Origin of the sequence: Mycobacterium sp., from assembly GCF_036488105.1 — a bacterium.
GTDB lineage: Bacteria > Actinomycetota > Actinomycetes > Mycobacteriales > Mycobacteriaceae > Mycobacterium.
The window spans coordinates 1-21,708 of the sequence record NZ_DASXHW010000534.1; the positions used below are offsets into that span (position 1 = coordinate 1).

A 21,708-nucleotide genomic window follows, 5' to 3' on the forward strand; every position below is an offset into this window, starting at 1 on the left:
GGGGTAAAAGAAAAGCGCGCTTCGCGCGCTCCTGGGAATTGCTTCGCAATTTCAGCTTGCATAGCAAGCATACCCCCGATTGAATTGCTGCGCAATTCATTTCCCTTATCCGGCCATTCAGCCGCGGATGAACCGGGGCCCTGGCCAAAAGCGCTTCGCTCTTTCGGCCACCCCGGATCATCCTCCCGTTGGAGCTCCCACCCGAGCTGCCCGCCGGCCTCCCCTCGCGAAGCGTGGGGGGCCGCGGGGCCAGTATGCGCAGCAACGGAGGAAATCCAGCGCGCGAACGTGTGTTTTGGCTGCTCAGACAGCGTGTCGGGCGATCGTTGGGTACGCCACCCCGACGGACCAAGCGGGGTGCAGCGGGCCTAGCCGAGGCGTCGGCCCGCGTTCCGGGGTCCGTTGACGGCCAGCGTGCCCGGTAGAGGCTGTTTCATGGGCCCTGGATGAGTGCCGTCCGGGGGTCTCCCCCGTCACCATGGCCTCTACCGGGCCACTATCGTACATGCGGGCATGGCTGTAGCCCCGTTGGCCTAACGGGGGATGCAAGTTACCGGGTGCTGAGCTGGGATTACTCCGGCGGGTCGGCCCCGGATGTCTCCCGGGCGAACGCAGCGTGTAGGCGCCTGGGAGCGACCCCGCGGGGCCGGATCACCATCGGGCGCGGGTACTGCGTGCCGGGCATCAAGGCGATGTAGCGGGCGGGCCGGCCGGGTGCGGGGCGGCCGTCGCGATCGAGCACGCCCGCCTGGACCAGCTCGGCCAGGAGCTGGCGGACCCGTCGTGTCGTGACCGAGGTCCGGTCGCGGTGGCGCGCGTACCGCGCGGCCAGCTCGGCGGCCCTCGTCGGGCGGGCGCGGCCGGAGTGGGCCAGGAGCGGGGCGAGTACCTCCACCGCGAACACGCGGGCCGGTTTGCTGATCTTGGATGCGGCCAGAAGCGCGCGCCACTTTCCCGGCGGGATGCGGGATGCGGTTTGATGCGCTATTCTCAAGTCTGATTCCTTCGGCGGGGATCATGCTAGGAAGCAGGCTGGTTACCTGCTTAGTGGGGGGCCCGCACCCGAGTGCGGGCCCCCTCTTTAGTTGTCTGGCCAGCACCTTAGCCGGCCGGGTGATCGTTTAGAAGGTCACTCCGTTGTTGTCGTCGACATCGACCAGATGCACGTCGAACCCGAGGTAGTCATTGCTCATGGCGTGTTCGATCGCGCGCTGTGTCCGCCCGGGGCTTCCGCTGGCGTAGGCGGCTGCTAGTCCTGCGATGGCGCCGGAGCTGAGGTGGGCTCCGACGGACATAGCTTCGTGCCGGGTGTAATCGTCGTCCCCGGGATCGTAGTCCTCGTAATCGTAATCGCCTCCGCCAGACGCGCCACCGCTGCCGCCACCGCCACCCCCGCCAGCGCTGCCACTGCTGCCACCGCCACCAGCGCCACCGCCACCACCACCAGCGCCACCACCACCGTAACCACCCTCTCCCTTGCCGAACGCGATCGTTCCGCGGATCGTCAGCCGTTTCCAGTCGACCATAGCGACCTGCGCTTTTGGATCGCGCGCTATCGCGGCCCGGATCTTGCCGGTGAACGTGGCCGGGTTGACCTGCTGGCGTGGCGGCCGGACCCCGTTTGCCCGGGTCCGCGGCTGGTAGCCATCCCGCCACCGCTCAAGCGTCCGCTTGTGGACGCCGAGCGCATCGGCCGTCCGCTGCCACGTGCCGTTGCTGCCGTGGAGCGCGTCGAGCGCGGCCCGCCAGTTGCCCTCGTCGACGTGGCCGAGCTGCGCGCGCAGCGCGTCATAGAACCTCATCGACCGCATTCCGATGACCAGCGCCGGCCGGTGCGCTTCCAGTGGCATTGCCCGCCCGCTATCGCTTCGGCGATCGGGAACACCGTCCCGTCGGCCATGCGCGGCTGCGTGAATGCCACCGCGCCGATACCGTCGAGCGTGACCAGTTTCCCGCACGAGCATCGTGCGCCCGTCAGTACCCGGATCGCTAGCGCTTCCATTGCTTCCATGGGACCGGCTTGGTTATCGACCATGATCCGCGCGCCCGAGTACCGCACGAACGCGAACCATTTTTCTTCGGAAAGATCTCCCCCGGTATACCCGATCTCCAGCCCGCTTGCCCCGATGCGGGCCATCAGGTCGGCGTCCGCTGTCAACTCTTCGTGGTTGATTTTCCTCATGACTGCTGCGCCGTTTCGTCTCTCAGCCGCCGGGATATCATGCGCGTCATGCGGGACCCGCTGAATGATGCCGAGCAGTTCCGGCACCGGTAACCGGGCACGTCGATGTTTTCGGGCGTGAACGCCTGCCATGACTGGGCCTTGCATTCGGGGCACGGCATCTCGAATGCCTCGGGCAGCAGGAGCGGATCAGCCGTTCGGCTCTCGTCGAGGAACATCCGCATGACCGTCCCTTCGGTGAACAGGGACACGAACTGGTCAATGATGATGTTGAGCGTTGCGAGCGGTTTGGGGTTGGCCATCAGGATCGGGTTCCGGGCCGCGGTTATGAGCGTCGTCGCGATGATGAATGCGCTGTAGGGGCCTATCGTCAGATTGACGAACGGGATGGAGTGGGCGGTTTCGCCTTCGGCTAGCCTCTTGATTTCTGCCAGCCGGAGCGCGTTGAGTGAAGTCATCCTCTTACCTTCCATTCGCCTATTCTGCTGCCGATTTTCAGTGCTGCCCCCGCGGACGCGGACGCGTAGGCGGCCGTGTCCGTGCTGACCCGTAGCGGCCACACTTTGTAGGTAATGCCCGCTTGCCACAGGTCGCGCCACATGCGGGTGCGCGCCGAGCTGTTGAGGATCAAACGCCAGTCGTGACGGTACCAGCGACGCTTAGGGGACATGTCAAGGTGGGATATCCCCCGGGAGTACGTGTCTTTGATGGCCTGCGATAGCGCTGCGCTGTCAGCGTCGGTCGCGCCGAGCAGCTCGGCGCGGGCATCGCGCAGCGCTGCATACCACTTGTCCATGATCCGCCGGCAGCGCTCGCGGGGAAGCGTCAGCGAGTCGAGCACCCGCGGTGTCACGCCGAGTTCGCACAGCAGATCGAGCGTGGGGTGCGCTGCCCACCGTTCCTCCCCGGGCTGGGCGTAGACCCCGCACGGGTGCGGTAGGCGCGGCTCGGGGTTGTCCGGGGTGACGATGCGCCACAGGCCGGCCCGCCGCGGATCATAGGGGATGGGGCCGGTCTTGCAGGGCGCATCCATCGGAAGATAGACCCCGGGCACCCCGGCGAGGTATTGTGCGTTCCGGTCGACGACCAGGCCGGCCCGCGCGTGGGCCTCACCCCCGATCCCGCCCGCGGGCCATGCCGAGCCTCCGGGCCACCCGTCCTCTCGGCAAGGCGGGGCCTGGTCGTCGATCCACTTCCGCAGCACGTCACGGCCGCGCACGCTTACCGTCTCGTCGAGCAGCAGCAGCGATGTCGTCCCGCCGTCGGCGTAGAACGGGACCCCGGTCAGGTTCGCGTAATCCTGATGCCGGATGGCGACCGACAGAAGATCGGGACACCCGGCCATGAGCGGGTCATTGTCAGTCTGGATCAACGGGATTTTCCCGATGCGAAGCCTGTCGTTCCCGCGACGCGCGGTGTGCCACGCTTCCGTCCCGGAAACGGTCCACTCCCCGGACAGATCCGGATCGGCGAGGTGATCCCATCCCGGCGCATCCGTGATGAGCACCTGCCCGTTGTCGCCCAGCGCGCCGAGCAAACGGGACAAGACGCTGGGGGCATCTCCCCCGGGCGGGGCCTTAACGTCCCGGCCGCGGCCGGTAATTACGCGGTCCCCGTCCAGCACGATCACCCGCGGCGGTAGCTTGGTCATTGCTTGGTCATCCCTCTGTGCGTTGTGGCTTCGGATACACCATGGCGCGCTCGCGGCCGAGCACCCCAAAAAGGGGAACCGTCTCCCGGCTACACCCGGGAGACGGTTCCTCTTTCCTGGATCAGAACCTGATCGGCCTGGCTGTCACCGTCAGCGTTTCGGCGTGCTCTTCGAGGAATGCGGCCGTGGTCACTAGCAGTTGCACGGCGTCATCCTGCGCCGGGGGGGTTAGGGTGCCCTCCCACGAAGAGACGATGTTGGCCACGTCGCCAGACATGGGGCGCGTGCTCACCTGCTCGCCGGTCAGGAGCAGCGTCCCGGCCAGCCGGCACAGCAGCGCGTCTTCGTCGTGCTTGTTCTCGGCCACGGCACCGACGGCCGAGCAGACGGTGTGCGAGGCGTCCTGGAGGGTGTCGTGGGCGTAGCCGTCGGCGATGATCAGGTCGGCGGCCACGCGGAACCGCTCGGCGGCGTGAGTCAGGTCGTTGACCAGGGCATTGCGCGCGTCGCTGTCCATGGGGTGGTTCTTCCCGTTGGGTGTAATCATGGTGTCATGGTATCACTTTCGGGCCGGAAACTGGTATCATCGCCAGCATGACCACAGCAAAGACCAGGACCGACCCGCCACCCGCAAAGGTGTCGTTCACGGTGCGGCTGAAAAAGCCGACTCACCGCCTGGCGCGGATACGCGCCTACCGCGGGAAGATGTCACTGAACAGGTACGTCGAGCTTGCCGTTGAAGAGAAGATCGAGCGCGAGACGATCGAGCGCGGAACGAGACGGCCGGCGGCCGTATCGTGATCGGCCCGATTCCCGTTAAATGGGAGGTGTGGGCAGCAGGGGCCGGGGCCGAGCCGGTGAAAGACGGCAGTGACGAGCTGGGCAGCGCCGTGAATCAGGTTGAAAAGGAAGTCGCCAAGCACGCCAACGCGACCGGGTGGCTCTGGGATGGCCTGATCTCATTCCGGTACGGGCCGGTGAACGGGATATACGGGTGGACGCAGGTAGTCCTGAGAGAAGAGGGACCTGATGGGAAAGCACGCTAGGCGCGAAACGGAAACATCCGAGTACGTCGCGATGATGGAACGGATCATCATCGGGTACGGCAACAGGATCGCCGACGATCCCGCGGCCCTGGTTCATCTCCGGCACCTGGAAACGCTCCTGGATGACCAGGTGAACCGGGGCATCTTCGAGGCGAACAAGGGGAGCCGCTACAGCCAGCCGGAGATAGGCGCGATGCTGGGCGTGTCCCGCCAGGCGATCAGCAAGCGGATCAAGCTCGGGACGGTCGTGTATGCGCTGCTGCAGCAGGCGCGCGGGGCGGGCGCGGTTGTGCGCCTCGGCGACGTGCGCGCGCAGCGCGCCGAGCTGCTCGGCGCGGCGGGGGTCGATGACCGAACCGGCTCGGTAAGGGAGCTGCGTTCCCGTGCCGGATAGTCCTTACGACCCGCAGAATCAGCCGGTCCCCGTCGACGGCTTTACCGCCGTGGTGGTCTACGCGCGGGACATGATCAATTTCGTTTTGCTGCCGGAGACGCTGCCGGTATTCCGTGCCTGGCTGGCATCGACCGGGAAGCTAAACCCGGATGAGTACTCCGCAGAGATGATGCGGGACGACCTGGAAACGGTGCGCGTCTACATGGAGACCATCCCCATGATCATGCTCTAGACCGCTCTGGGACAGAAAGGGCCGGCCCCCCCGCATGGGGGCCGGCCCTTTCTGCGTGCCCGCACGGCCGGGGGGACCGGGCCGGGGCGGTGGGGCCGGAGCGTGCCCGATGATCACGCGCGGCCGTGCGGTCAGTATAGCGCGGGGGGTAGTCGACCATTTACATTTGGTGACGTAGAGTGACCGTATGGTTACTCTGCGTTAAGGGGAGTCAGTGGAAGACATCAAGATCGCGCTGCACGTTTTCCTGTGCGTCCTGGTCCTGGGGACGCTGTGGAGACTCGCGAGCCTTCACCTGGTCGCTTCACCCCGCGCGCACCTATCGCACCTGGGCCAGGCAATGGCTCAGCAGTACTAGGGAAAGGCGCGGGCATGGCAGCACCGGGCGTAGTGGCCGGCGGCACGGGGACGGGCACCCCGGCCGGCGGCGGGGGAATGAACCCGTTCTGGGAGGTCACCAACCTTTTCTCCCAGAAAAACAAGATCGGCAACGTGACGAACTACCTGATGGCGGGTAGCACGAACACGGCGTTCGCGGGGACGATCAACAGCGGTAACTACATCCGCGGCATGCGGGTGCAGGTCCGCACGAGCACCGCGCCGGTCGGCGCGTTCACCGCCCCGACGGGCGGTAACGATCACGGGTTCCAGTTGTTCTCGGCAATGGGAATCCAGAACACGGACGGCGCCGAAATCTTGTTCGATGTGATCAACGGCTACGCGTACTGGGCCCGTCACAAGTACTTCCGGCCCTGGCTGCAGGACCCGCTGGCCGCCTACGATTTCGTGGCGCCCGCCACCGCGATCGGGCCGAGCTACACCCTGTTCCTGAACCCCGAGGTACGCCAGCAGATGGGCTGCCTGGAGAACACCGACACGCGGTCGCAGTACACCTATTCGACCACGATCGCGGCCACGGGCACGGCTAACGGCCAGTTCGGCAGCTACGCGACCACGCAGGCCACGATCAGCGTGCTCGGGTACACCGACATGTGGGCTCAGCCCGACGCGTCCGACCTGGAGAACGTGCCGAACCAGCGGATACCCCCGGGCGTCAACCTGCAGACCAAGACGCGTCACCAGATCTTCGTGCTCGGGACCACCGGCAACGACAACAACTTTCTGTCGACGCTGACCGGTAACGCGCTGCGCGGGCAGCTCTGGATCTGCAGGGACGGCACCGGCACCCGCCAGGACGCGCTCACCGAGCCGCTGACGTGGACGCAGGACAGCCGCAACCTGGGCAACCTGAGCCCGGACCAGGTGTTCCGCTGGATGCAGGACATGTACAACTCTTACGGCCAGTCGGCCCGTGACACCGGGGTTTACATGCTCCCGCGTTTTTACGACCCCGGCGACATGAAAGGCCAGGGCTGGCTTTACACCGCCAACTCGACTGCCCTCAACCTGGAGTCCGTCAGCCAGAACGTCAGCTCGGTCGGAACTACCGAGCTGGTCCAGGAAGAGGTCTACGCCGTCGGCCCGGTCGACCCGACCTTGATCGACCTTTAGGGGGGCTCATGTTCTCCACGTGGAAGAGCGGCCCGGACATGACATCTATCCAGGCCCCGCAGCAGGGGGCGCTCGGCGCGGGCCCGGGCGGCTGGCACCCGACCGTTCTCTACATGCTGGCGCTCGTCCTGGCCGAGATCGTCATCGTGGCGTGGCTGTCACGCCGTCTGCTCGGCTGAGGGGAGGTAACGGCATGCGCAGGGCAATCGTGATCGCGGTTCTGCTGACCTGGATCGTGGTCAGCTTCGTACCGGCTATCCAGCTCACCTCGCTCATGGGCCGCGGCAAGAAGAAGCCTTAGCCCGTGGACGAGGACGGCGGCGGTAAGGGCGTGCTGCTCGCTATCTCCATCCTGCTGATCTGGCTGGCCGGGGTGCTGCTGTGGGTGGCGTTCGAGGGAACCGCGGTCTTGCCGGTGAAGCTTCCCGTCGGCCCCGACGGGAAGCCGAGCTACGCGCTCGGCGTGGTCCAGGCGGTCACCGGCCAGGCGCAGGAACTGCAGCGGACAGGAGTCGAGCAGCAGCAGCAGCAGCAGGTTCTAGCGGAGGGAGGGTAGGGCATGGCGGCCGAGATCCCGGAGGCGATCGGCGAGACGGGCGGGGCGGGCAGCGTGCCCGCCACCGACGACGCGATACGGCCGACCCGGGTATTCAGGCCGGGCGCCCGCAGGCCGGGGCAGGGGCACTCCAGGCCCCGCCCGGCCCCGCAGCGTGCCGCTTACCGCCCGTCTGCCCGCCAGCCCGCGAGGGGGCAACCGCGGGTTGCCCCCCGCGGAAACCCAGCTCAGACGGGGGGGCAACCGCCGGTTGCCCCCAAACAGGACGGCGGCGGCGGCGGCGGCGGCCAGGACCAGGAGCAGTCCCGCGACCGCTCAGGGCTCTCTCTGCCGGGCGGGTCTTACCACCGGATCGTCATAGCCGAGTTCCTCGCCACCGTGGTCATCATCTCCGCGGCCCCGTTCCTGGTCCCGCGGGAAGCCAACTCCGCGGCCCCGGAGAAAGAGGCCGCGGCGGCGGTCGCATCGCTGAAGCTGTCGCGTCCCCTCGTGCGGCTGACGGCCGCATGCGTGGTGTTCTTCCTCCTGGCGCTCATGGCCAACGGGGCCCGGTCGGGCCGCACCGCGGCGGCCCTCGGCGGCCTGGTCACCCTCGGCGCTCTGCTCAACGCCACCGACACATGGGCGGCCCTGGGCCAGATGTTCACCGGGGCCGCGCACCTGACGGCCGGCGCGGACCAGGGCATCGGGACCGAGGTGGCCGACAAGTCGGCCGGCACGGGCGGGGCCGAGACGGTATGAAGCGGCCCCGGAGCGTTCTCGATGTCATCTTCTGGGCCGCGGTCATCGGGATTATCTACATGCTCGTGCGGCCGAGCAGCAAGGCGGGGCAGGCCGTGATCGTCATGGCTGACGCGCTCGCCGCGGTGATCGCCACGGCAACCGGCGCGGCGGCAGTCAGCAGCATCCAAGGGAGTACGTGAATGGGCGGGAAAGTCGGCGCGGCCATAGTGATTTTTGCCTATGCCATCATCTTTTTTCTCATGGTCCGGCCCGGTTCGCAGGGACCGAGCCTGGTCAACGCGGGCGGTAACGCGCTCAAGAACGTGATCACGGCCGGCACCGGCGGCGGCACCTGGGCCAGCGCGTAGGAGAGAGGCACCATGGTCAAGTTCGCCCCGGACGCGTCCCCGGACCTGATGGGCCGCCAGCGGCGGTCCCTCGGCGGCCCGGTCACGGCACGCGCGGCCGGAAACGACGTGGTCCGCTCGGACATGCGCGGCGGCGCGGCCCCGGCCGCGTGGCCCGGCGCCGACTCCGGCGGGCAGTCCCAGAGCAGCACCATGAACGCGCGCAGCGACGGCGGGCTTATCACCCCGACGACACCGGATCTGCGCGGCCCGGACCAGGCCCGCACCGCCTACGGCGGCGGCTGGTCCGACGGGTTGCTGACGATCCGCGAGCGCGCCGTGATGCTCATGCGCGGAACGTCGCGGCTGTCGGCCCGCGACAGCTACAGCGGTACCCCCAACCCGCAGTACGACGGGCCGCCGGTCCCGCAGTACCTCCAGGACAACCGCACGCTGAGCTGGCAGATCGGGACCGACAAGACCACCTATGAGGACAACGCGGGCCCGTTCGCGACCACGACGACGACCGCGGTCGACCCCGAGGGGCCGGGGGTGCCCCAGAACAAGTCACCCGCGGGCGTCCTGTCTTACAACGCGGGCCGCACTTACCCTCTGGGCAACCAGGGCGACCCGTGGACCACGGTGTGGGGCGGGACCCCGCACCTGACCCGCGCCTACGGTGCCCGCGGCGCCGCCGGGGTGAGCGGGCCGGCGCCGAATCAGTTCGCGCTGCCCGGTGACGGGTCCGGGGCGCGGATCGGGACCATGCTGGGGCAGGGTGACCCGCAGGACGGGCCGCAGAAGATCCGCGGCGGCGTCCCGCACGGCCGCCACTCGGCCAGCGCGCACGGCTCGGCGCTGACCATGGCGCGGCTCGGGTCCATCCCGGTGCAGAGGCCGCCCCGTGATGACCGGCCGAACAACAGCAAGATCGCCGGCCAGTCGATGTCCCAGACCTACCCGAACGAGGGTTCCGCCGCGAGCGGTGCCATCCCGCGGATAGCACCCGGGCTCCGCGGGCGCACGCCGGGCATCACCGGCCGTTTCACGGGAAGGCGGTAGACGGTGGACAAGTCGCTGATGCGCGATCTCGGCATCTCGGTAGCCGCGGCCCTGGTGGTTGCGCTGCTGTTCGCCGCGTGGAAGCGGGCCGACTCGTCGACCCCGCAGGCCCCGGCCTGGGCGGGCGCCCGGATCGACTGGGGCAAGCCCGCCAAGCACGGGTGCGATATCGGGTGGATGGCCGATGCGCTCCCGCACCCGCACCCCATCTACCGGCAGTGGGTGCCGGGCGCCAACCGCGCCGGCCTGGCCGCCTACGGGTGGAGCTGGATCGCTGACCCGCCCGGAGAGCAGAGGCTGATCGATGAGTGAGACCGCGCCGGAGCCGGCCGCCGGCGGGAACGCCGGCGGCGTGCTGCGCCGTAAGCTCGGGCCGCTCCCGGTATGGGGGTGGCTGGCCATCGTGACCGTGCTCGGGCTCGGCTACTACCTGCTGGAGAAGAACAAGAGCGGCAGCAGCAGCGGCACGGCCGTCACCGGCACCGGGTCAGTCACCCCCGCTTCGTCGGTGCCCGACTACGTGTCGCAGACCACGATCAACCTGGCTCAGCCGCCGTCCCCCGATGACGACGACGCCGACATGCCGGCCCCCTCGGGCAAGAAGCCGCCGGCGAAGCCTCCCGCGAAGAAGCCTCCCGCGAAGAAGCCTCCCGCGAAGAAGCCGCCGGCCGGCAAGGAGCCGGGCGGGAAGCAGCCCCCGCTGATGTCGGGAAGCTACACGGTCAAGCCGGGGGACACCCTGGACAAGCTCGCCGAGAAATTCGGCATCAGCCGCGTGGACCTGGCGCACGCAAACGGGCTGGGCACGGGTGCGGGACTCAAGACGGGAACGGTGCTCCACGTGCCGGGGCCGCTCAAGACCAGGGCCGAAGGGGGACCGGGGTAATGGCAAGCGCCGAAACGCTGGCACTAGCGGGGGTGGCTATCATGGCCGCGGCCGAGGTGCCTAACTTCCTGGCCGGGCTGCTGCCCTCCACCATGACCATCGGCCGGTTCGCGGCCGACCCGGTAGACCGGGGCAGGCTGCGCCGGTCTGAGGTCGTGGGGTCGGCGCTGGCTGTCACCGTGGGCGTGGGCGCCTCGCTGATCGGCCAGTCACCCTATCCCCTGCTGCTGACATTGCTCGTGCTCGGCGTCTTGCTGTATGAGTACGAGCGGGCCATACGCAGCGCGCAGCAGTCCGGCACCGCGACCCCGATCAACCAGCAGTGATGGACGTGCTGTGGGTGGCGCTGGCCGCCGCGGTGCCGGGGCTGGCCGCCGCGGTCATCGCCTGGATCAACGGGCAGACCGGGGCCACCGCGAAGTCGGTTGCGGAGGTAGGCGCCACGGCCGACAAGACGCACGAGCTGGTCAACTCCAGGTACACCGCGCTGGAGACCGAGAACGCGGACCTGCGCGCCCGGCTGGCCCGGCTGGCGCAGAACGAGCTGCCCCCGCCGGCCGGTGGCGGCTAGGGGCCGCGTACTGGCGACCGCGGAGGGACGCGGGCCCGGCGGCAAGCGGGTCCGCGTCACCGTCCGCGGCCAGGCACGCGACCAGATAGGCCACTGGGTGGCCCCGCCCGGGATGCGCGGCCACCCGTGCCCGCACTCCTGCTGCCAGGGCAAGCGGGTGCATCCCGACGCGCTCCCGGTCAGGCTCAGCCGCGCCTACCTCAAATCGCTATCCGACGAAGAGGTCGAGCGGGAACTCAGCGCTTACCAGAACTACAGCGACGAGCGCACCGAAGGCTACATTCAGGTGATCGCCGAGCTGCAGCGCCGCGAGGACCAGGAGCAGGCCGCCAAAGAGCGCGCCGAGGCGCGCGAGCAGCGCGGCCGGGCCGCCCGGGAGAGCGCCCGGGAGAAGCGGGCACGGGAAAACCAGGAGTACACCGACGAGGTTTACCGGCAGTGGCTCAGCGCCGAGAACGCCACCAACGGCTACATGCTCAACAAGGCGGGCAAGGCCGCGGGCATCTCCGACCGGTCCTTGTTCACCGGGCCCGAATCGCGGGTCCGCAAGTACGCGTCACCCGAGCTGGCCGAGTACTTCGACGCGCACCCGCGGATGACCCGCCGCGAGTGGGACGCGCGGCGGGCCCGCGAGAACCGGGAGCAGCGCACCGCCTACGCGAAAGCCAGCTAGCGCCCCGTAACGATCAGGACACGCGCGGATGCAATCGTGTAACTGTGACAGTGCGGGCCGCTATCGTTGCGCGGCAGGGGGGCCGCACTGTCCAGGCTTCGACGCCAGCCGGGACCGTGCGCGCGGGGGGCCGTGCTTGCCGCTTATGGGGATTCGGGGCGAGCACGGCCGTTCGCGCTCAGGCATCGAGGCTGATGAAGCCGTGGAAGAAATACGCCTGATTCACCGGGACCGCGGGCGCGCTGTTGACCGTAAGGTTCCCGCTGGCATCGCACCGCACCTGGCATACCTGGCCTGTCTGCCCGTTCGTCGTGCCGATCGCGAACCCCTGGACGCTCGCCGGGCGGTACCCGGCCGGCAGCGTCGCGAACGTGATCGCGGTCGCGGCCGTCGCCGAGATCGTGCCGATGATCTCCACGCTGTTAGGCGGTGACGCCACCCACCGGTACTGCGCGGGCGCAAAGCCGGCCGTATCGATCCACCCGTTGAGCATCGTCATCGCGTGCCAGGCTTCCGGCGTGACGGACGTGCCCGGCTGAACGGCGGTAACCGCCTCGCCGAACGGCAGGTCGATATTGATGGCCTGCCCGCCGGTCCCGCCGATGCTGAGGAACGGGCCGTTCTCTTCGATCAGCACCCCGTTGCTGAGCGAGATTATCGAGTTCGCGATGCTGATGAAGTTGGGCGTGCCGTTGTAGCTGGTGATCCCGGGCTGGTAGGCGTTGCCGTAGGGGTCGGTTCCGCCCACGGCCGCGATCGAGGCGATCAGCTTGTTGGGCCCCGGGGTGCCGAAATACACGAACAGGGCATCGGGGTAACCGGCGATGATGACTTCGGATGCCTGGACGACCTGGTTAGACCAGCCCATCTAGACGAACCGGGGGTTAAGGTGCGGGCTGGTCTTGCCGTAGCGGCCCGGGATGTGCGAGTGCTCCCACCAGTCCAGGCAGCGCGCCGAGCAGAACGTCTTCACCTCGCAGTGCCGGCACGTCTGGCCGGACGGGTGCCGGTAGCGGGGGGCCGCGTGGCAGATCTTCACCCGGTGCAGGAACGACGACGGGTTCTCGCAGTCGTCCCAGTTGCACCAGATCCTGTCATTGTCGGCGTCACCGTCGGGGATGGGGAGCTGCTTGAGTACCCGCATCACATGCCCCGCGCCCGGTCGTACGCCGCGGCCAGGCGGTCACGGGCGACCGACAGGAGATAGGGCATTTCGTAACGCTCCCGGCCCGTGCGCAGCTCCATCGCCATTGAGGCTTCGCCGGCTCGGAGCGCGACCCGGTGGGCCAGGCTTCGCGCTGCCAGGATCACCCGCATGATCAGGAGCTGCCGGCGGTGCTCCGGTATCACCAGCCACACCATCGCCCCCGCGTACATCAGGGCCGTGGCCAGCTTCACCCACGCCTCGGCCCGCTGCGCGTCCGTCAGTTCCGTCTCGCTCACTGAGCATCCTTTCAAGCTCGCGTATCCGTGCCGTCAGCGTCATCGCCTGGCGCAGCAGGTGCAGCACCAGCACCGCCAGGACCAGCGCGATAAGGACGGGCAGCAGCGGCAGCGCTGCCCGCTTCCGCGCCATACCACTGGGTTCCGCTTCCGCTGTCATCTCGCTCACGCTGCAGCCTTTCTCTCGCTGGCCGGTTCATCGGCAGGTCGTGAACGGTGACCATGTGCCGGATGATCGCGGCCGTGATGTCGTCCAGCTCGGTCGGCTGGCCTGATGTCCACACCCCGCACGACTGCTCGCACGAGGTGTGCCGGAGCACGAGGCGCCCGGACCCCTCGTGATGCCACGCGATCGAGGCGCAGGCCGCGATCTGGTACGCCTCGGCCTGGGTCAGCAGGCGGTCATCCCAGACCATCAGCGCACCACCGGGATGCTCGGCTGGGGGTTGCCCGGCAGCGCCGGATCGTACCGAAGCCACATCGTCACCATGGGCAGGGGGGTCACGGTGGACGCCACTGACCACAGGAAGTAAACCTCTTGCCCGTCCTGGAGCAGGAGCGGCTGACTGGGGTCCCACTCGGACCCGCCGAGCGGGTTGGTGAACCCCCACTGCTTGTTCCCGATCCAGATGGACGCGCTCGCACCGGGAGGCACCCCGGTAATCACCATGTGGTACACCTCAAACCAGGCGCACCGCGGCATTGACCCGGTGGTGAACGCGTTGGTCAGGTTGCCCGTGTTCTTGCCGGTCTCGTCGGCCGCCGCGGTGGTGACGAGCTGGGTGAGCGGGAGGTAGCTCACGGCATCATCTTGCCTAGCATCGCCAGCGGACCCCGGCCCGTGGCGGCTGCCATCGCCAGCCGCATGATGCCGGCCGGGATCGGCAGGTGCCCGTCCTCGTCGGCTCCCTCGGTGCGGTAGGCGATGTGCAGCCCCTTGTCCGGGGTGGCGTACACGGTGAACGTGCCCTTGAGGAGCTGCCGCGGCCCGCCGCCCGGCTCGGGGTCGGCTTCGAGGATGGCGGCCAGGTCCGCGAGCACGCCGGCCGTAGTGTCATCGGTCAAGATCAGCCGCCTTAGACGGGGGTAACGGTGTGGGTGAGGGTGCCGGTCCCGGTCGCGGTGTAGGACGCGCCGGCGCCGAGCATGAACGCGTAGGTGGCCGCGCCCGAGGGGACCGCCTGGGCGACGGCAACGCCGTTGGCCCCGGTGATGGTCAGGCCCGTTATCGTGGTCGCGGAAACCGTCACCCACGCCTTGACGTAGTAGTAGTTCGGCCACGGGCTGCCGAGCCCGGCGGGCGCCTGGGGGGAGGCGATCGGGCCCGGCGCCGTCATCCCGTTGATGATCTCCAGGCCGAGCCCGCCCGACCCGCCCGACATGAAACCGCCGGTCTTGTAGGTGCCGGCCGAGTTCTGGGCGCGCAGCACGATGCGGCCCTGTATCAGCGACGACGGGTCAAAGAACTGCGCGCTGATGGACTCGGACCCCACGTTCATGTCCAGCCGCTTGACCCCGTTGTCGACCGCGATCAGGACGTTGGAGCAGTTCTCAACCTGGGCCATCTCAATCTGCGCATGGTGGACCATCGACACGCCGTTGCCGGAGTAGAGCCCGATCCCGCCGATGCAGTACTGGGCGTGGACGTAGTTGGCGTGGGTCCACTCCGACGGCATGAACCCGTAGCACTTGCCCTCGCATGAGAACCGGTCCACCGAGCAAAGGGTCTGGTTGCCGGCGCACGGCATCTGCAGGCCGCCGGTGTACTGGTTGGAGATGTTGTTGGCGCTGGACATCGAGGGGAGCGGCCCGCCCGTGGGGGGCACGGCCGCGCACTGGTCGCTGAACGAGATCACGTCCAAGCCGACCAGGCCGAAACACGACACGCCGCCCATGGTGGCGTTATAGGGGGTGAAGGTGGCCAGGCCCTCAATCCGCACCATCGTGTTGCTGAACGTGCCCGGCTCCCCGCCGTACCCGTTGACCGGGCCGCCGAGTATCCACGCGGGCCCGTACGTGCCGTTGTTGGTGCCGTCGGTGCGCGGGGAGCACAGCACGAACCCGGCCGCCTGGGGGACGAGCTGGGGGAAATCCATGACGGAGTTCGTGTCGGCCGGCCCGGCGAAATCGAGCGTCACCTGCCGCGCGGTGGTGGCGGTGATGGGCCCGTAGTTGAGCTGGTAATTGCCCTGCCCGGCCGTTCCCACCTGGAAAGCGCCGGCGATCATGTACGGCTTGGACCCGAACACCTGGCCGTAACCGCTGTTGGCCGCCGCGTACGCGTACGCGGCGTTGATCGCCGACTGCACCGCGGCCGTGTCATCGGTCCCGTAGAACGCGATCGCCCCGGGGGTGCCGGTCGTGTTCTGCGTGGCGCTCGCCGACAGGGTGCATTGGGTGGGCGACTGGACGGAGATGATCTGGGCGAACAGCGGTGCGTAGTTTCCCAGCGCGGTGCCCACGTTGATGTACTTGAGCACGTCCGCCTGGGTGAACTGCGCCTGGGACGCGCTGGTCAGGACGGCCGTCCCGGTGGCCATCACCGCGTCGGTGATGACCTTGACGTTCCCCTTGGCCCCGTAGGTCTCGGGGGTGAACTGCCACGGCTGGAGGCCGGAGCTGCCGTAGGGGCTGATGACGCCGCTCACATCAGCAGCTTTCCGAGCTGCTCGGCCGGGAGCTGGGTTGCGCTCCCGAACAGGGTGACGGTGCCGGTGGCCGCGAACGTGCCCGTGCTGGCCATGCGGAGGGTCTCGCCCGGCAGCAGCACGAGCGCGCCTTTGCCGAACGTGTAGCTGAAGTTATTGCCGTTGAGCTGCCACCACGGCAGCGCGGACCCGGCCCCGCGGATGTAGATGTTCACGATGTCGGGGGTGGCCCCCGTGGTCAGGCCGGCGACGCCGAGCAACCGGATTTCCCATGCCCATCCCTGGTCGGGGCCCACCGGCTGGCCGTTCCACGAGGTACCGCCCGCGTTGGCATCCCCGCCGATGTCGAGCACCCCGCCCGACGCGATGCCCGCGAGCTGGGGGAGGCGCCGGTACTTGACCCCGCGTACCTGCTCGCGGACCAGCTTGGCCGCCTCGGTCAGCGACTCGTCGAGCTCGGGCTTGGTCAGCATGTCGAGCTCGGCGCCGAGCTCCAGCTTGACCCTAGCCATGGTCGACCGTGCCGGGCACCGTGACCGGGGCATCGACGGGCTTCGATGCGTGCTCGAGGTCGGCCAGGCGCTGCTCCAGGGTGCGGAGCATGACGTGGTCGTCTTCGCGCTCGGCGCCCGCGGCCTGCTCGGCGACGCTCGGCGCCGATAGCTGGGCGGGCAGGCGGGGCGTGGTCGCCTTGGGGCCGCCGTTGGTGCAGGACGGGCACAGGTCGATGGTCACCTGCTCGGCGTAGCGGGTGCCGTTCTCCCGGCGCTTCTGGATCGTGCCCGTGGTCGTTGACCAGTCCTCGTCGTTCTCGCTGAAAATCGTTCCGTCCCGGTCGCACATGCGGACACTCGACACTGTTAGTGCTCCTTCTGGCAGATGGTGCAGACGCGGGACATCCACCCGGCGTACTGCGGTTCGTGGCCGCTCACGTGGGTGAGGGTGGCCATGGTGCCGAGCGCGTTAAGCGCCCGAAGCTCGTCGATGAGCGCCAGCGCGTCGCGCTCGGCCGGCTCGCTGAAACCGGACTTGGCGGTTACCGCCGTCATCCACTCGTAGATGTCCATCAGGCCGCCTTGGCGAGGTAGACCAGGCCCGCTATCAGCAGCACCCCGCCCGCCGCGCCCGACAGCAGCCGAACCCAGTTCGCCGGGTTGAGCACCCACGCCATCGCCTGGACGAACTGGTCGGCGGTATCGAAAAAGTCGGTGATCTGCGATGGCATGTTGAACAGGCCGCCCCCGGTGGAGGCCGCCTTTCCGGCCGCGTCACCCGCGGCCTTGAACGGTGCTTCGATGCTGTGCAGAACGCCGTCGATCCACGACCCGCCGCCGCCTGATTCCTTGGTGCTGGCCGTGAGCGCGGCCGGTATGTACTGCTGGTCGCTGCCCTCGGCCGCGGTCTGCCAGCTTGACCAGTCGGTCCCGTTGCCGCTGGCCTTGGCCATCGCCTCGGCGTTGGTGTAGGGGTTCTGCAGTTGCGCGACGGTGTACCCCGAGCCGCCCCCGCCCGGGGTGTCGAGCTGCCACGGCCCCACGTTGGTTCCGCCGTCGGGGTTGGGGGAGGTGACCCACGTGCGCCCGCCGCTCTCGGCCATGGCCACGGCCGCGGCCTTGACCGCCTTGTCGGGGGGCAGCCCGGCCCGGCGTGCCAGCGCGTAGAGCTGGGTCACGCTGAGGGTTTGCCGCGGGGTCGCCACAGCTAGTGGGTCCCTCCCCCGGCGCCGGCGCGCCGGCCGAAGTACCCGCCCGCGGGGGGCGCGGCCGGCTGCTGCTTGGCCCGTCCCTGGCCGCCGCCGCCGCGGTTCTTCTGGCCGCCGTCGCCCTGGCCGCCGCCGTCACCCGCGCCCGCGCCCGCGGGGGGGTCGGGCTCGTCGCCGATCCCGAAGTTGTCGCGCAGCCACTTGGCCCCGTGGCTGAACGGGATGCGGGCGCCTTTCTCCCCGTCGAAAATCTCTATCTCGCGATCGTTCGCGGGGTCCGGTTCCTTGCTCTTGGTCGTCAGCTCGTCGAGCAGCTTCTGCTCGTCCTCCGTCAGCGCCATCAGTTCCCCTTTCCCTTGCAGCCGCAGCCGCGCCCGTGGGCGTGGCCGCGGGCACGGCCCCGCCGCTTGGTCACGATCGCCACGCGGAGCGCGCGGCCGTCGGCCGTCCGCACCGCGCGGTAGGCCGGCTGTTCCGGCTTGCGTCTGGCCATCCCTAGAGTCCCCACTCTCCGTGAGCTTAAGATCACTCTAAGTCATCATCACTGTTCGTGAGCTTATGATGACTCTGAGTTACAAAATCAGGAAGGGGGCGCGGTGGATACCTGCCGTTGCGGTTGCGGTACCCGGGTGGGCACGGGAAGGCAGTGGGTCCGCGGTCACAACATGCGCGTCATGGCCGGCCCGGCACGGCCGCCGGATGATCCTGTTGAGATCCAGGAAGGGGAACCGGAGCAGGAGCGGTGGTGGGAAACCGAAAACCCGCTCGCGCTCACTTACGACGATGCGGCCGGCACGGTGCCCGATGACCCGGACCCGGCCCGGATGCCGTCGGCCGGCCCGGTCGATGTCCCGCGCGTCACCCTCGCGCTGCAGCGGGACGTGGCGGGCAAGACGGCGTTCTGGCTGCTGTCCCTGTCGGAGTTCTGGGCCCTGGCCGATCCTTACTGCGGCATGGCCGCGGCCGACGCGGTGCCCGGCATCGCGAAGAAGGCCGCGCCGATCCTGTGCGGATCGCCTGACATCGTGCGGTGGTTCACCAAGGCATCGGGGTTCATGCAGTGGACCGAGCTGCTGATGGCGTGCAAACCGGTGTTCGTCGCGGTCATCGCGCACCATGTCACCAAATCGGTACAGCTCGAACGGTCACCCGACGGCACGCAGGAAGCACAGAAAGCGGACTGGAGTGCCTACACAGCCGCCTGACACCGGCTTGCGCGAGCACGCGCAGGCCGAGCTGCGCCCCGCGGTCGACGACGCGATAGCCCCGACGAGGGTCTACCGTCCCGGCCAGCACGTCCCGGGCATGCCCATGCCCCCCCGCGTGCCCTGGTCCAAGCTCGGCCCCGAGTTCGCGTCGGTCTGGGGCCGCGCGGACCCGGCCGACCCGCAGCCTGAGCACATGGAGGTGATCGGGCCGAACGGCAGCGGGAAGACCCACGCGCTGGCCGTGATGCTGCAGGACCGGGAGCGGGTCCGCAACACGCCCGCGGTGCTGATCGCGACCAAGCCCGCCGACTCGACTCTCATCAAGCTCGGTTGGCCGGTCACGTCCGACTGGGCAGACGTGCGGAAATACCGGCAGTGCATTTTCTGGCCGCGTACCAAGATGCTCGGCGACCAGAGAAAGCAGTACCACGACCGGAAGATAACCGACCTGCTCGAAAGGCTGTGGGTACCCAACAGCAATACCATTGTCGCTTTCGATGACATCGGGTACACCGAGCAGTTGTCGGCCCGCCTCAAGGGCATCATAGAGATGTACTGGCGGGAGAGCCGGTCGCAGGGCATCTGCACGGTGGGAATGAAGCAGCGACCGCAAGGCGCCAACCGCCACATGTCGTCCGAGACGTGGTGGACGGCCGCTTTCGTGCCCGCCGACCAGGCCGATAAAGAACGGTTCGCGGAGCTGTTCGGCAGGAAACAAGACTGGATGCCCGTATTCGACAGCATGGACCCCGATAGCCATGAGTTCCTGCTGCGCCATACCCGGACCCGGGCGAGCTACATCACGTGGATGGACGTTCCCCTGAGGCCGGCCGAAAGACGCCAGACCACCAGGACACCGCGCGAGTACCTGTTCGGCGCCCGCGCGGTAACCGCCTCAGCATGACAGGAGAAACCAGCATGACTCAGCCTAGTTTGCTGCACCGGAGCATGGACGCGGCCTGGCCCCCCTCGGCGGCCCCCGAGGGGGTGTCGGCCGTGCTCGGCTACGTCGGCGGCAGCCGTGCCAGCCACGTATGGACCCCGGGCCAGTGGCGGCCGTTCGCGCACCTCCGGCAGTTCCCGGTAGTCGTCCCGGACATCACCCGGGCCCCCGGCCCCCAGGCCCTGGAGGCGGTCCAGGCGGTCAAGCTGCTCGGCTGGTCGGATGAGATGTCTGGCGCCGAGCAGCGCGCGATCATTTTCGACCTGGAGGACCAGGCGAATGCGGCCTGGTACGTCGAGGCCGCCCGGCTCGTCCTGGAACACGGGTTCATGCCCGTTGTCTACGGGTCCATGTCGACGGTGCTCACCAACGCAGCATCGGACGTGCTGGTCGCGGAGTGGGACGACAAGGCGGTGATACCTCCCGGGCAGACAATCCACGGCAAACAGGATCAGGCCAACGTGGATTTCATGTCGACCGTCGTCGACTATTCAGTACTGGACGACTGGCTTTATCACCGGGGCGGAGTAGGCGCCCGTCACGGTGCCTGACTTACCGCGGGCCCGCGCGCTATGCTTTCTCTCCTGACCCGATGACAGGCAGGAGAGAAATAGCAGTGCTATCGCAGCTCAGCAGGTTCATTGCCTACGTGCAAAGGAATCCTGAAGTAGAGTTGGAAACAGAAAAGATCGCGCAGGCAACCGGTCTGACCAAAAAGCAGATCTACATGTGCGCGAACCAGGCGGCCAGTAACCCGGATAACCGGATCAGCCGCACGCGACCCGGGCACTGGATATACATAAGCCCGCCTGTAACGAATCCCGACCCCGACACCGACCGGAATGGAGAAACAGAAATTAACGCGACCGCTCAGGACGAAGAGAGTACCGAAATGAGCGCGGCCGGAGAACAGGGCCACGAGCACGGCCCCGAGCCGACGATTTCCTTTGGGGTCGGCGAGGTTATCCACGTAGGATCAGACAGGCAGGGCAACCCCATCGTGCGCACTACGGATGGGTCGCTTTACCGCATGACCCTGGTCTAGGCAATCCGCCAGGCCGGGCAGTAAAAGGGGAGGGACCAGAAATGCAGAACATCTTTCACATCATCGCGCGCCTGACCGAGGGCAAGCAGTTCAGCGAGGCCGAACAGAAGGTCGCGAAGGAGATTCTCGACGAGACCGAGGGAATCGTGGGCCTGGCCAAGGAGCACATCCTGCAGCAGGCCAGCCTCACCCCGCAGGAGCCCGCCGAGACCGAGCCCGCCGCGGCCGAGCCCGCCGAGGCGGCCGAGACCGAGCCCGCGAAGTAGGGGAAAAAACCTGGACATCCTGCCACGCGAACCGTACGAACCGTACGGTTCGCGTGGTAGAGTGTTCTCATGAACAGCAACGAGAGCACGCAGGCCGGCCAGGACTGGCGCACGATGCGCCCGATGGACTTCGACGCAGCGCTTCCCCTCACCCTCTTCGACGTTCCCGCGACCGCCAAGCGCGCTAAGAAGCACGTCCAGGCCGCGCCCGCGGACGACCTGTTCACCCTCTTCGACGAGGCCGGCCAGTGACCGAGCCCGTCGGCGCGGACTACGCACGCGCCCACCTGCCCGAGCTGCTCAGCCGGGTACTGTACCGGGGCGAGAACATCCCGCTGTCACGTCGCGGGGTCCCGACGGCCGTGCTCGTCCCGCCGGACTGGTACGCGCGGGCAGTGATCGCGCTCGCGCTCACCGAGCAGGAATAGCGCGGGAGAATGGCCCGGGGTGGCTGAAATCGCGAAGCGCTTTCGGCCAGGGCCCCGGGCCATTCGCACCGAAAGGCAAAGAACGGCAATCCGATTTGCGAAGCAATTCGATCGGGTATATACTTGCGAAGCAAGCGAAAATTGCGAAGCAATACCGGCCAGCGCGCGAAGCGCGCTTTTCTTTTACCCC

Annotated in this window: 41 protein-coding genes; 23 read left to right on the top strand and 18 right to left on the bottom strand. The window is 68.1% G+C overall.

Going from position 1 to position 21,708, the window contains the following annotated elements:
* Nucleotides 1–571: 571 nt before the first annotated feature.
* From VGH54_RS28080 to VGH54_RS28105, 6 genes are all read right to left on the bottom strand, one after another.
* Complete coding sequence (locus VGH54_RS28080; protein ID WP_331515419.1) at nt 572–994, bottom strand: hypothetical protein; 423 nt, start codon at nt 992–994, stop codon at nt 572–574.
* A 127-nt stretch (nt 995–1,121) separates the two neighbouring features.
* Entirely contained in the window at nt 1,122–1,802 is a 681-nt protein-coding gene (locus VGH54_RS28085) for a hypothetical protein (protein WP_331515420.1), read from the bottom strand.
* Nucleotides 1,799–2,182, bottom strand: a complete 384-nt coding sequence (locus VGH54_RS28090) for a hypothetical protein (protein ID WP_331515421.1) — start codon at nt 2,180–2,182, stop codon at nt 1,799–1,801. The genes VGH54_RS28085 and VGH54_RS28090 overlap by 4 nt, the downstream gene beginning before the upstream one ends.
* Entirely contained in the window at nt 2,179–2,640 is a 462-nt protein-coding gene (locus VGH54_RS28095) for a hypothetical protein (RefSeq protein WP_331515423.1), read from the bottom strand. The genes VGH54_RS28090 and VGH54_RS28095 overlap by 4 nt, the downstream gene beginning before the upstream one ends.
* Complete coding sequence (locus VGH54_RS28100) at nt 2,637–3,833, bottom strand: hypothetical protein (RefSeq protein WP_331515424.1); 1,197 nt, start codon at nt 3,831–3,833, stop codon at nt 2,637–2,639. Before VGH54_RS28100 ends, VGH54_RS28095 begins: the two co-directional genes overlap by 4 nt.
* A 121-nt stretch (nt 3,834–3,954) precedes the next feature.
* Nucleotides 3,955–4,380: a hypothetical protein gene (locus VGH54_RS28105; RefSeq protein ID WP_331515425.1), complete on the bottom strand. Its 426-nt coding sequence runs from the start codon at nt 4,378–4,380 to the stop codon at nt 3,955–3,957.
* A gap of 47 nt (nt 4,381–4,427) precedes the next feature.
* On the opposite strand from VGH54_RS28105, the gene VGH54_RS28110 reads away from it, so the two are divergent.
* The 16 genes from VGH54_RS28110 (at nt 4,428) to VGH54_RS28185 (ending at nt 11,835) form a co-directional block, all read left to right on the top strand.
* Nucleotides 4,428–4,634, top strand: a complete 207-nt coding sequence (locus VGH54_RS28110) for a toxin-antitoxin system HicB family antitoxin (RefSeq protein WP_331515426.1) — start codon at nt 4,428–4,430, stop codon at nt 4,632–4,634.
* Complete coding sequence (locus tag VGH54_RS28115) at nt 4,631–4,879, top strand: hypothetical protein (protein WP_331515427.1); 249 nt, start codon at nt 4,631–4,633, stop codon at nt 4,877–4,879. Before VGH54_RS28110 ends, VGH54_RS28115 begins: the two co-directional genes overlap by 4 nt.
* Before the next feature lie 31 nt (nt 4,880–4,910).
* Nucleotides 4,911–5,273 (top strand): hypothetical protein, encoded by a 363-nt coding sequence (locus tag VGH54_RS28120; protein WP_331515428.1) that lies wholly within the window; start codon nt 4,911–4,913, stop codon nt 5,271–5,273.
* Nucleotides 5,263–5,505: a hypothetical protein gene (locus VGH54_RS28125; RefSeq protein ID WP_331515429.1), complete on the top strand. Its 243-nt coding sequence runs from the start codon at nt 5,263–5,265 to the stop codon at nt 5,503–5,505. The genes VGH54_RS28120 and VGH54_RS28125 overlap by 11 nt, the downstream gene beginning before the upstream one ends.
* Nucleotides 5,506–5,877: 372 nt before the next feature.
* Entirely contained in the window at nt 5,878–7,017 is a 1,140-nt protein-coding gene (locus VGH54_RS28130) for a hypothetical protein (protein ID WP_331515430.1), read from the top strand.
* A 38-nt stretch (nt 7,018–7,055) separates the two neighbouring features.
* Nucleotides 7,056–7,196, top strand: a complete 141-nt coding sequence (locus VGH54_RS28135; protein ID WP_331515431.1) for a hypothetical protein — start codon at nt 7,056–7,058, stop codon at nt 7,194–7,196.
* A 125-nt stretch (nt 7,197–7,321) separates the two neighbouring features.
* The gene (locus tag VGH54_RS28140) at nt 7,322–7,573 is read left to right on the top strand and encodes a hypothetical protein (protein ID WP_331515433.1); all 252 of its coding nucleotides are present in this window, start codon (nt 7,322–7,324) and stop codon (nt 7,571–7,573) included.
* Between the two features lie 54 nt (nt 7,574–7,627).
* Nucleotides 7,628–8,314, top strand: coding sequence for a hypothetical protein (locus VGH54_RS28145; RefSeq protein ID WP_331515434.1), 687 nt, complete (start codon nt 7,628–7,630; stop codon nt 8,312–8,314).
* Nucleotides 8,311–8,496, top strand: a complete 186-nt coding sequence (locus VGH54_RS28150) for a hypothetical protein (RefSeq protein WP_331515435.1) — start codon at nt 8,311–8,313, stop codon at nt 8,494–8,496. Before VGH54_RS28145 ends, VGH54_RS28150 begins: the two co-directional genes overlap by 4 nt.
* Nucleotides 8,497–8,664, top strand: a complete 168-nt coding sequence (locus tag VGH54_RS28155; RefSeq protein WP_331515437.1) for a hypothetical protein — start codon at nt 8,497–8,499, stop codon at nt 8,662–8,664.
* Between the two features lie 12 nt (nt 8,665–8,676).
* The gene (locus VGH54_RS28160) at nt 8,677–9,705 is read left to right on the top strand and encodes a hypothetical protein (protein WP_331515438.1); all 1,029 of its coding nucleotides are present in this window, start codon (nt 8,677–8,679) and stop codon (nt 9,703–9,705) included.
* Between the two features lie 3 nt (nt 9,706–9,708).
* Nucleotides 9,709–10,017, top strand: coding sequence for a hypothetical protein (locus VGH54_RS28165; RefSeq protein WP_331515439.1), 309 nt, complete (start codon nt 9,709–9,711; stop codon nt 10,015–10,017).
* The gene (locus VGH54_RS28170) at nt 10,010–10,591 is read left to right on the top strand and encodes a LysM domain-containing protein (RefSeq protein ID WP_331515440.1); all 582 of its coding nucleotides are present in this window, start codon (nt 10,010–10,012) and stop codon (nt 10,589–10,591) included. Before VGH54_RS28165 ends, VGH54_RS28170 begins: the two co-directional genes overlap by 8 nt.
* Nucleotides 10,592–10,632: 41 nt before the next feature.
* Entirely contained in the window at nt 10,633–10,917 is a 285-nt protein-coding gene (locus VGH54_RS28175) for a hypothetical protein (RefSeq protein ID WP_331515442.1), read from the top strand.
* On the top strand, nt 10,914–11,162 hold the full coding sequence (locus VGH54_RS28180) for a hypothetical protein (RefSeq protein WP_331515443.1): 249 nt from the start codon (nt 10,914–10,916) through the stop codon (nt 11,160–11,162). The genes VGH54_RS28175 and VGH54_RS28180 overlap by 4 nt, the downstream gene beginning before the upstream one ends.
* The gene (locus tag VGH54_RS28185) at nt 11,152–11,835 is read left to right on the top strand and encodes a hypothetical protein (RefSeq protein WP_331515445.1); all 684 of its coding nucleotides are present in this window, start codon (nt 11,152–11,154) and stop codon (nt 11,833–11,835) included. The genes VGH54_RS28180 and VGH54_RS28185 overlap by 11 nt, the downstream gene beginning before the upstream one ends.
* A 178-nt stretch (nt 11,836–12,013) precedes the next feature.
* Here VGH54_RS28185 and VGH54_RS28190 read toward each other — a convergent pair whose 3' ends face one another.
* Genes VGH54_RS28190 through VGH54_RS28245 form a run of 12 tightly spaced genes read right to left on the bottom strand, consistent with a single transcriptional unit; the run spans nt 12,014 to nt 17,969 of the window.
* Entirely contained in the window at nt 12,014–12,703 is a 690-nt protein-coding gene (locus tag VGH54_RS28190) for a hypothetical protein (protein ID WP_331515446.1), read from the bottom strand.
* Nucleotides 12,704–12,979 (bottom strand): hypothetical protein, encoded by a 276-nt coding sequence (locus VGH54_RS28195; protein WP_331515447.1) that lies wholly within the window; start codon nt 12,977–12,979, stop codon nt 12,704–12,706. It lies immediately after the preceding gene.
* Nucleotides 12,979–13,278 (bottom strand): hypothetical protein, encoded by a 300-nt coding sequence (locus tag VGH54_RS28200; protein ID WP_331515449.1) that lies wholly within the window; start codon nt 13,276–13,278, stop codon nt 12,979–12,981. The genes VGH54_RS28195 and VGH54_RS28200 overlap by 1 nt, the downstream gene beginning before the upstream one ends.
* Before the next feature lie 11 nt (nt 13,279–13,289).
* Nucleotides 13,290–13,757, bottom strand: coding sequence for a hypothetical protein (locus tag VGH54_RS28205; protein ID WP_331515451.1), 468 nt, complete (start codon nt 13,755–13,757; stop codon nt 13,290–13,292).
* The gene (locus VGH54_RS28210) at nt 13,694–14,080 is read right to left on the bottom strand and encodes a hypothetical protein (RefSeq protein WP_331515452.1); all 387 of its coding nucleotides are present in this window, start codon (nt 14,078–14,080) and stop codon (nt 13,694–13,696) included. Before VGH54_RS28210 ends, VGH54_RS28205 begins: the two co-directional genes overlap by 64 nt.
* Nucleotides 14,077–14,343 carry a hypothetical protein gene (locus VGH54_RS28215; protein WP_331515453.1) on the bottom strand — a complete coding sequence of 89 codons (267 nt, stop codon included), beginning with the start codon at nt 14,341–14,343 and terminating at the stop codon, nt 14,077–14,079. Before VGH54_RS28215 ends, VGH54_RS28210 begins: the two co-directional genes overlap by 4 nt.
* An 11-nt stretch (nt 14,344–14,354) precedes the next feature.
* On the bottom strand, nt 14,355–15,926 hold the full coding sequence (locus VGH54_RS28220) for a hypothetical protein (protein ID WP_331515454.1): 1,572 nt from the start codon (nt 15,924–15,926) through the stop codon (nt 14,355–14,357).
* Entirely contained in the window at nt 15,923–16,438 is a 516-nt protein-coding gene (locus tag VGH54_RS28225; RefSeq protein WP_331515456.1) for a hypothetical protein, read from the bottom strand. Before VGH54_RS28225 ends, VGH54_RS28220 begins: the two co-directional genes overlap by 4 nt.
* On the bottom strand, nt 16,431–16,784 hold the full coding sequence (locus VGH54_RS28230; protein WP_331515457.1) for a hypothetical protein: 354 nt from the start codon (nt 16,782–16,784) through the stop codon (nt 16,431–16,433). Before VGH54_RS28230 ends, VGH54_RS28225 begins: the two co-directional genes overlap by 8 nt.
* 2 nt (nt 16,785–16,786) lie before the next feature.
* A complete protein-coding gene (locus VGH54_RS28235; RefSeq protein ID WP_331515458.1) occupies nt 16,787–16,993 on the bottom strand; it encodes a hypothetical protein in 207 nt (68 codons plus the stop codon).
* Nucleotides 16,993–17,598 carry a hypothetical protein gene (locus VGH54_RS28240; protein WP_331515459.1) on the bottom strand — a complete coding sequence of 202 codons (606 nt, stop codon included), beginning with the start codon at nt 17,596–17,598 and terminating at the stop codon, nt 16,993–16,995. Before VGH54_RS28240 ends, VGH54_RS28235 begins: the two co-directional genes overlap by 1 nt.
* A gap of 29 nt (nt 17,599–17,627) precedes the next feature.
* Entirely contained in the window at nt 17,628–17,969 is a 342-nt protein-coding gene (locus VGH54_RS28245; protein ID WP_331515460.1) for a hypothetical protein, read from the bottom strand.
* Nucleotides 17,970–18,302: 333 nt separating this feature from the next.
* Between VGH54_RS28245 and VGH54_RS28250 the strand changes: the two genes are divergently transcribed.
* The 7 genes from VGH54_RS28250 (at nt 18,303) to VGH54_RS28280 (ending at nt 21,518) form a co-directional block, all read left to right on the top strand.
* Nucleotides 18,303–18,833, top strand: coding sequence for a hypothetical protein (locus VGH54_RS28250; RefSeq protein ID WP_331515461.1), 531 nt, complete (start codon nt 18,303–18,305; stop codon nt 18,831–18,833).
* A 7-nt stretch (nt 18,834–18,840) separates the two neighbouring features.
* On the top strand, nt 18,841–19,740 hold the full coding sequence (locus tag VGH54_RS28255) for a hypothetical protein (protein WP_331515462.1): 900 nt from the start codon (nt 18,841–18,843) through the stop codon (nt 19,738–19,740).
* A gap of 14 nt (nt 19,741–19,754) precedes the next feature.
* Nucleotides 19,755–20,330 carry a hypothetical protein gene (locus tag VGH54_RS28260; protein WP_331515463.1) on the top strand — a complete coding sequence of 192 codons (576 nt, stop codon included), beginning with the start codon at nt 19,755–19,757 and terminating at the stop codon, nt 20,328–20,330.
* Nucleotides 20,331–20,371: 41 nt separating this feature from the next.
* Nucleotides 20,372–20,824, top strand: a complete 453-nt coding sequence (locus VGH54_RS28265) for a hypothetical protein (RefSeq protein WP_331515464.1) — start codon at nt 20,372–20,374, stop codon at nt 20,822–20,824.
* Nucleotides 20,825–20,865: 41 nt separating this feature from the next.
* Nucleotides 20,866–21,090, top strand: a complete 225-nt coding sequence (locus VGH54_RS28270; RefSeq protein WP_331515465.1) for a hypothetical protein — start codon at nt 20,866–20,868, stop codon at nt 21,088–21,090.
* Nucleotides 21,091–21,159: 69 nt separating this feature from the next.
* Nucleotides 21,160–21,342: a hypothetical protein gene (locus tag VGH54_RS28275; protein WP_331515466.1), complete on the top strand. Its 183-nt coding sequence runs from the start codon at nt 21,160–21,162 to the stop codon at nt 21,340–21,342.
* Entirely contained in the window at nt 21,339–21,518 is a 180-nt protein-coding gene (locus tag VGH54_RS28280) for a type II toxin-antitoxin system prevent-host-death family antitoxin (RefSeq protein WP_331515467.1), read from the top strand. The genes VGH54_RS28275 and VGH54_RS28280 overlap by 4 nt, the downstream gene beginning before the upstream one ends.
* Nucleotides 21,519–21,708 lie beyond the last annotated feature (190 nt).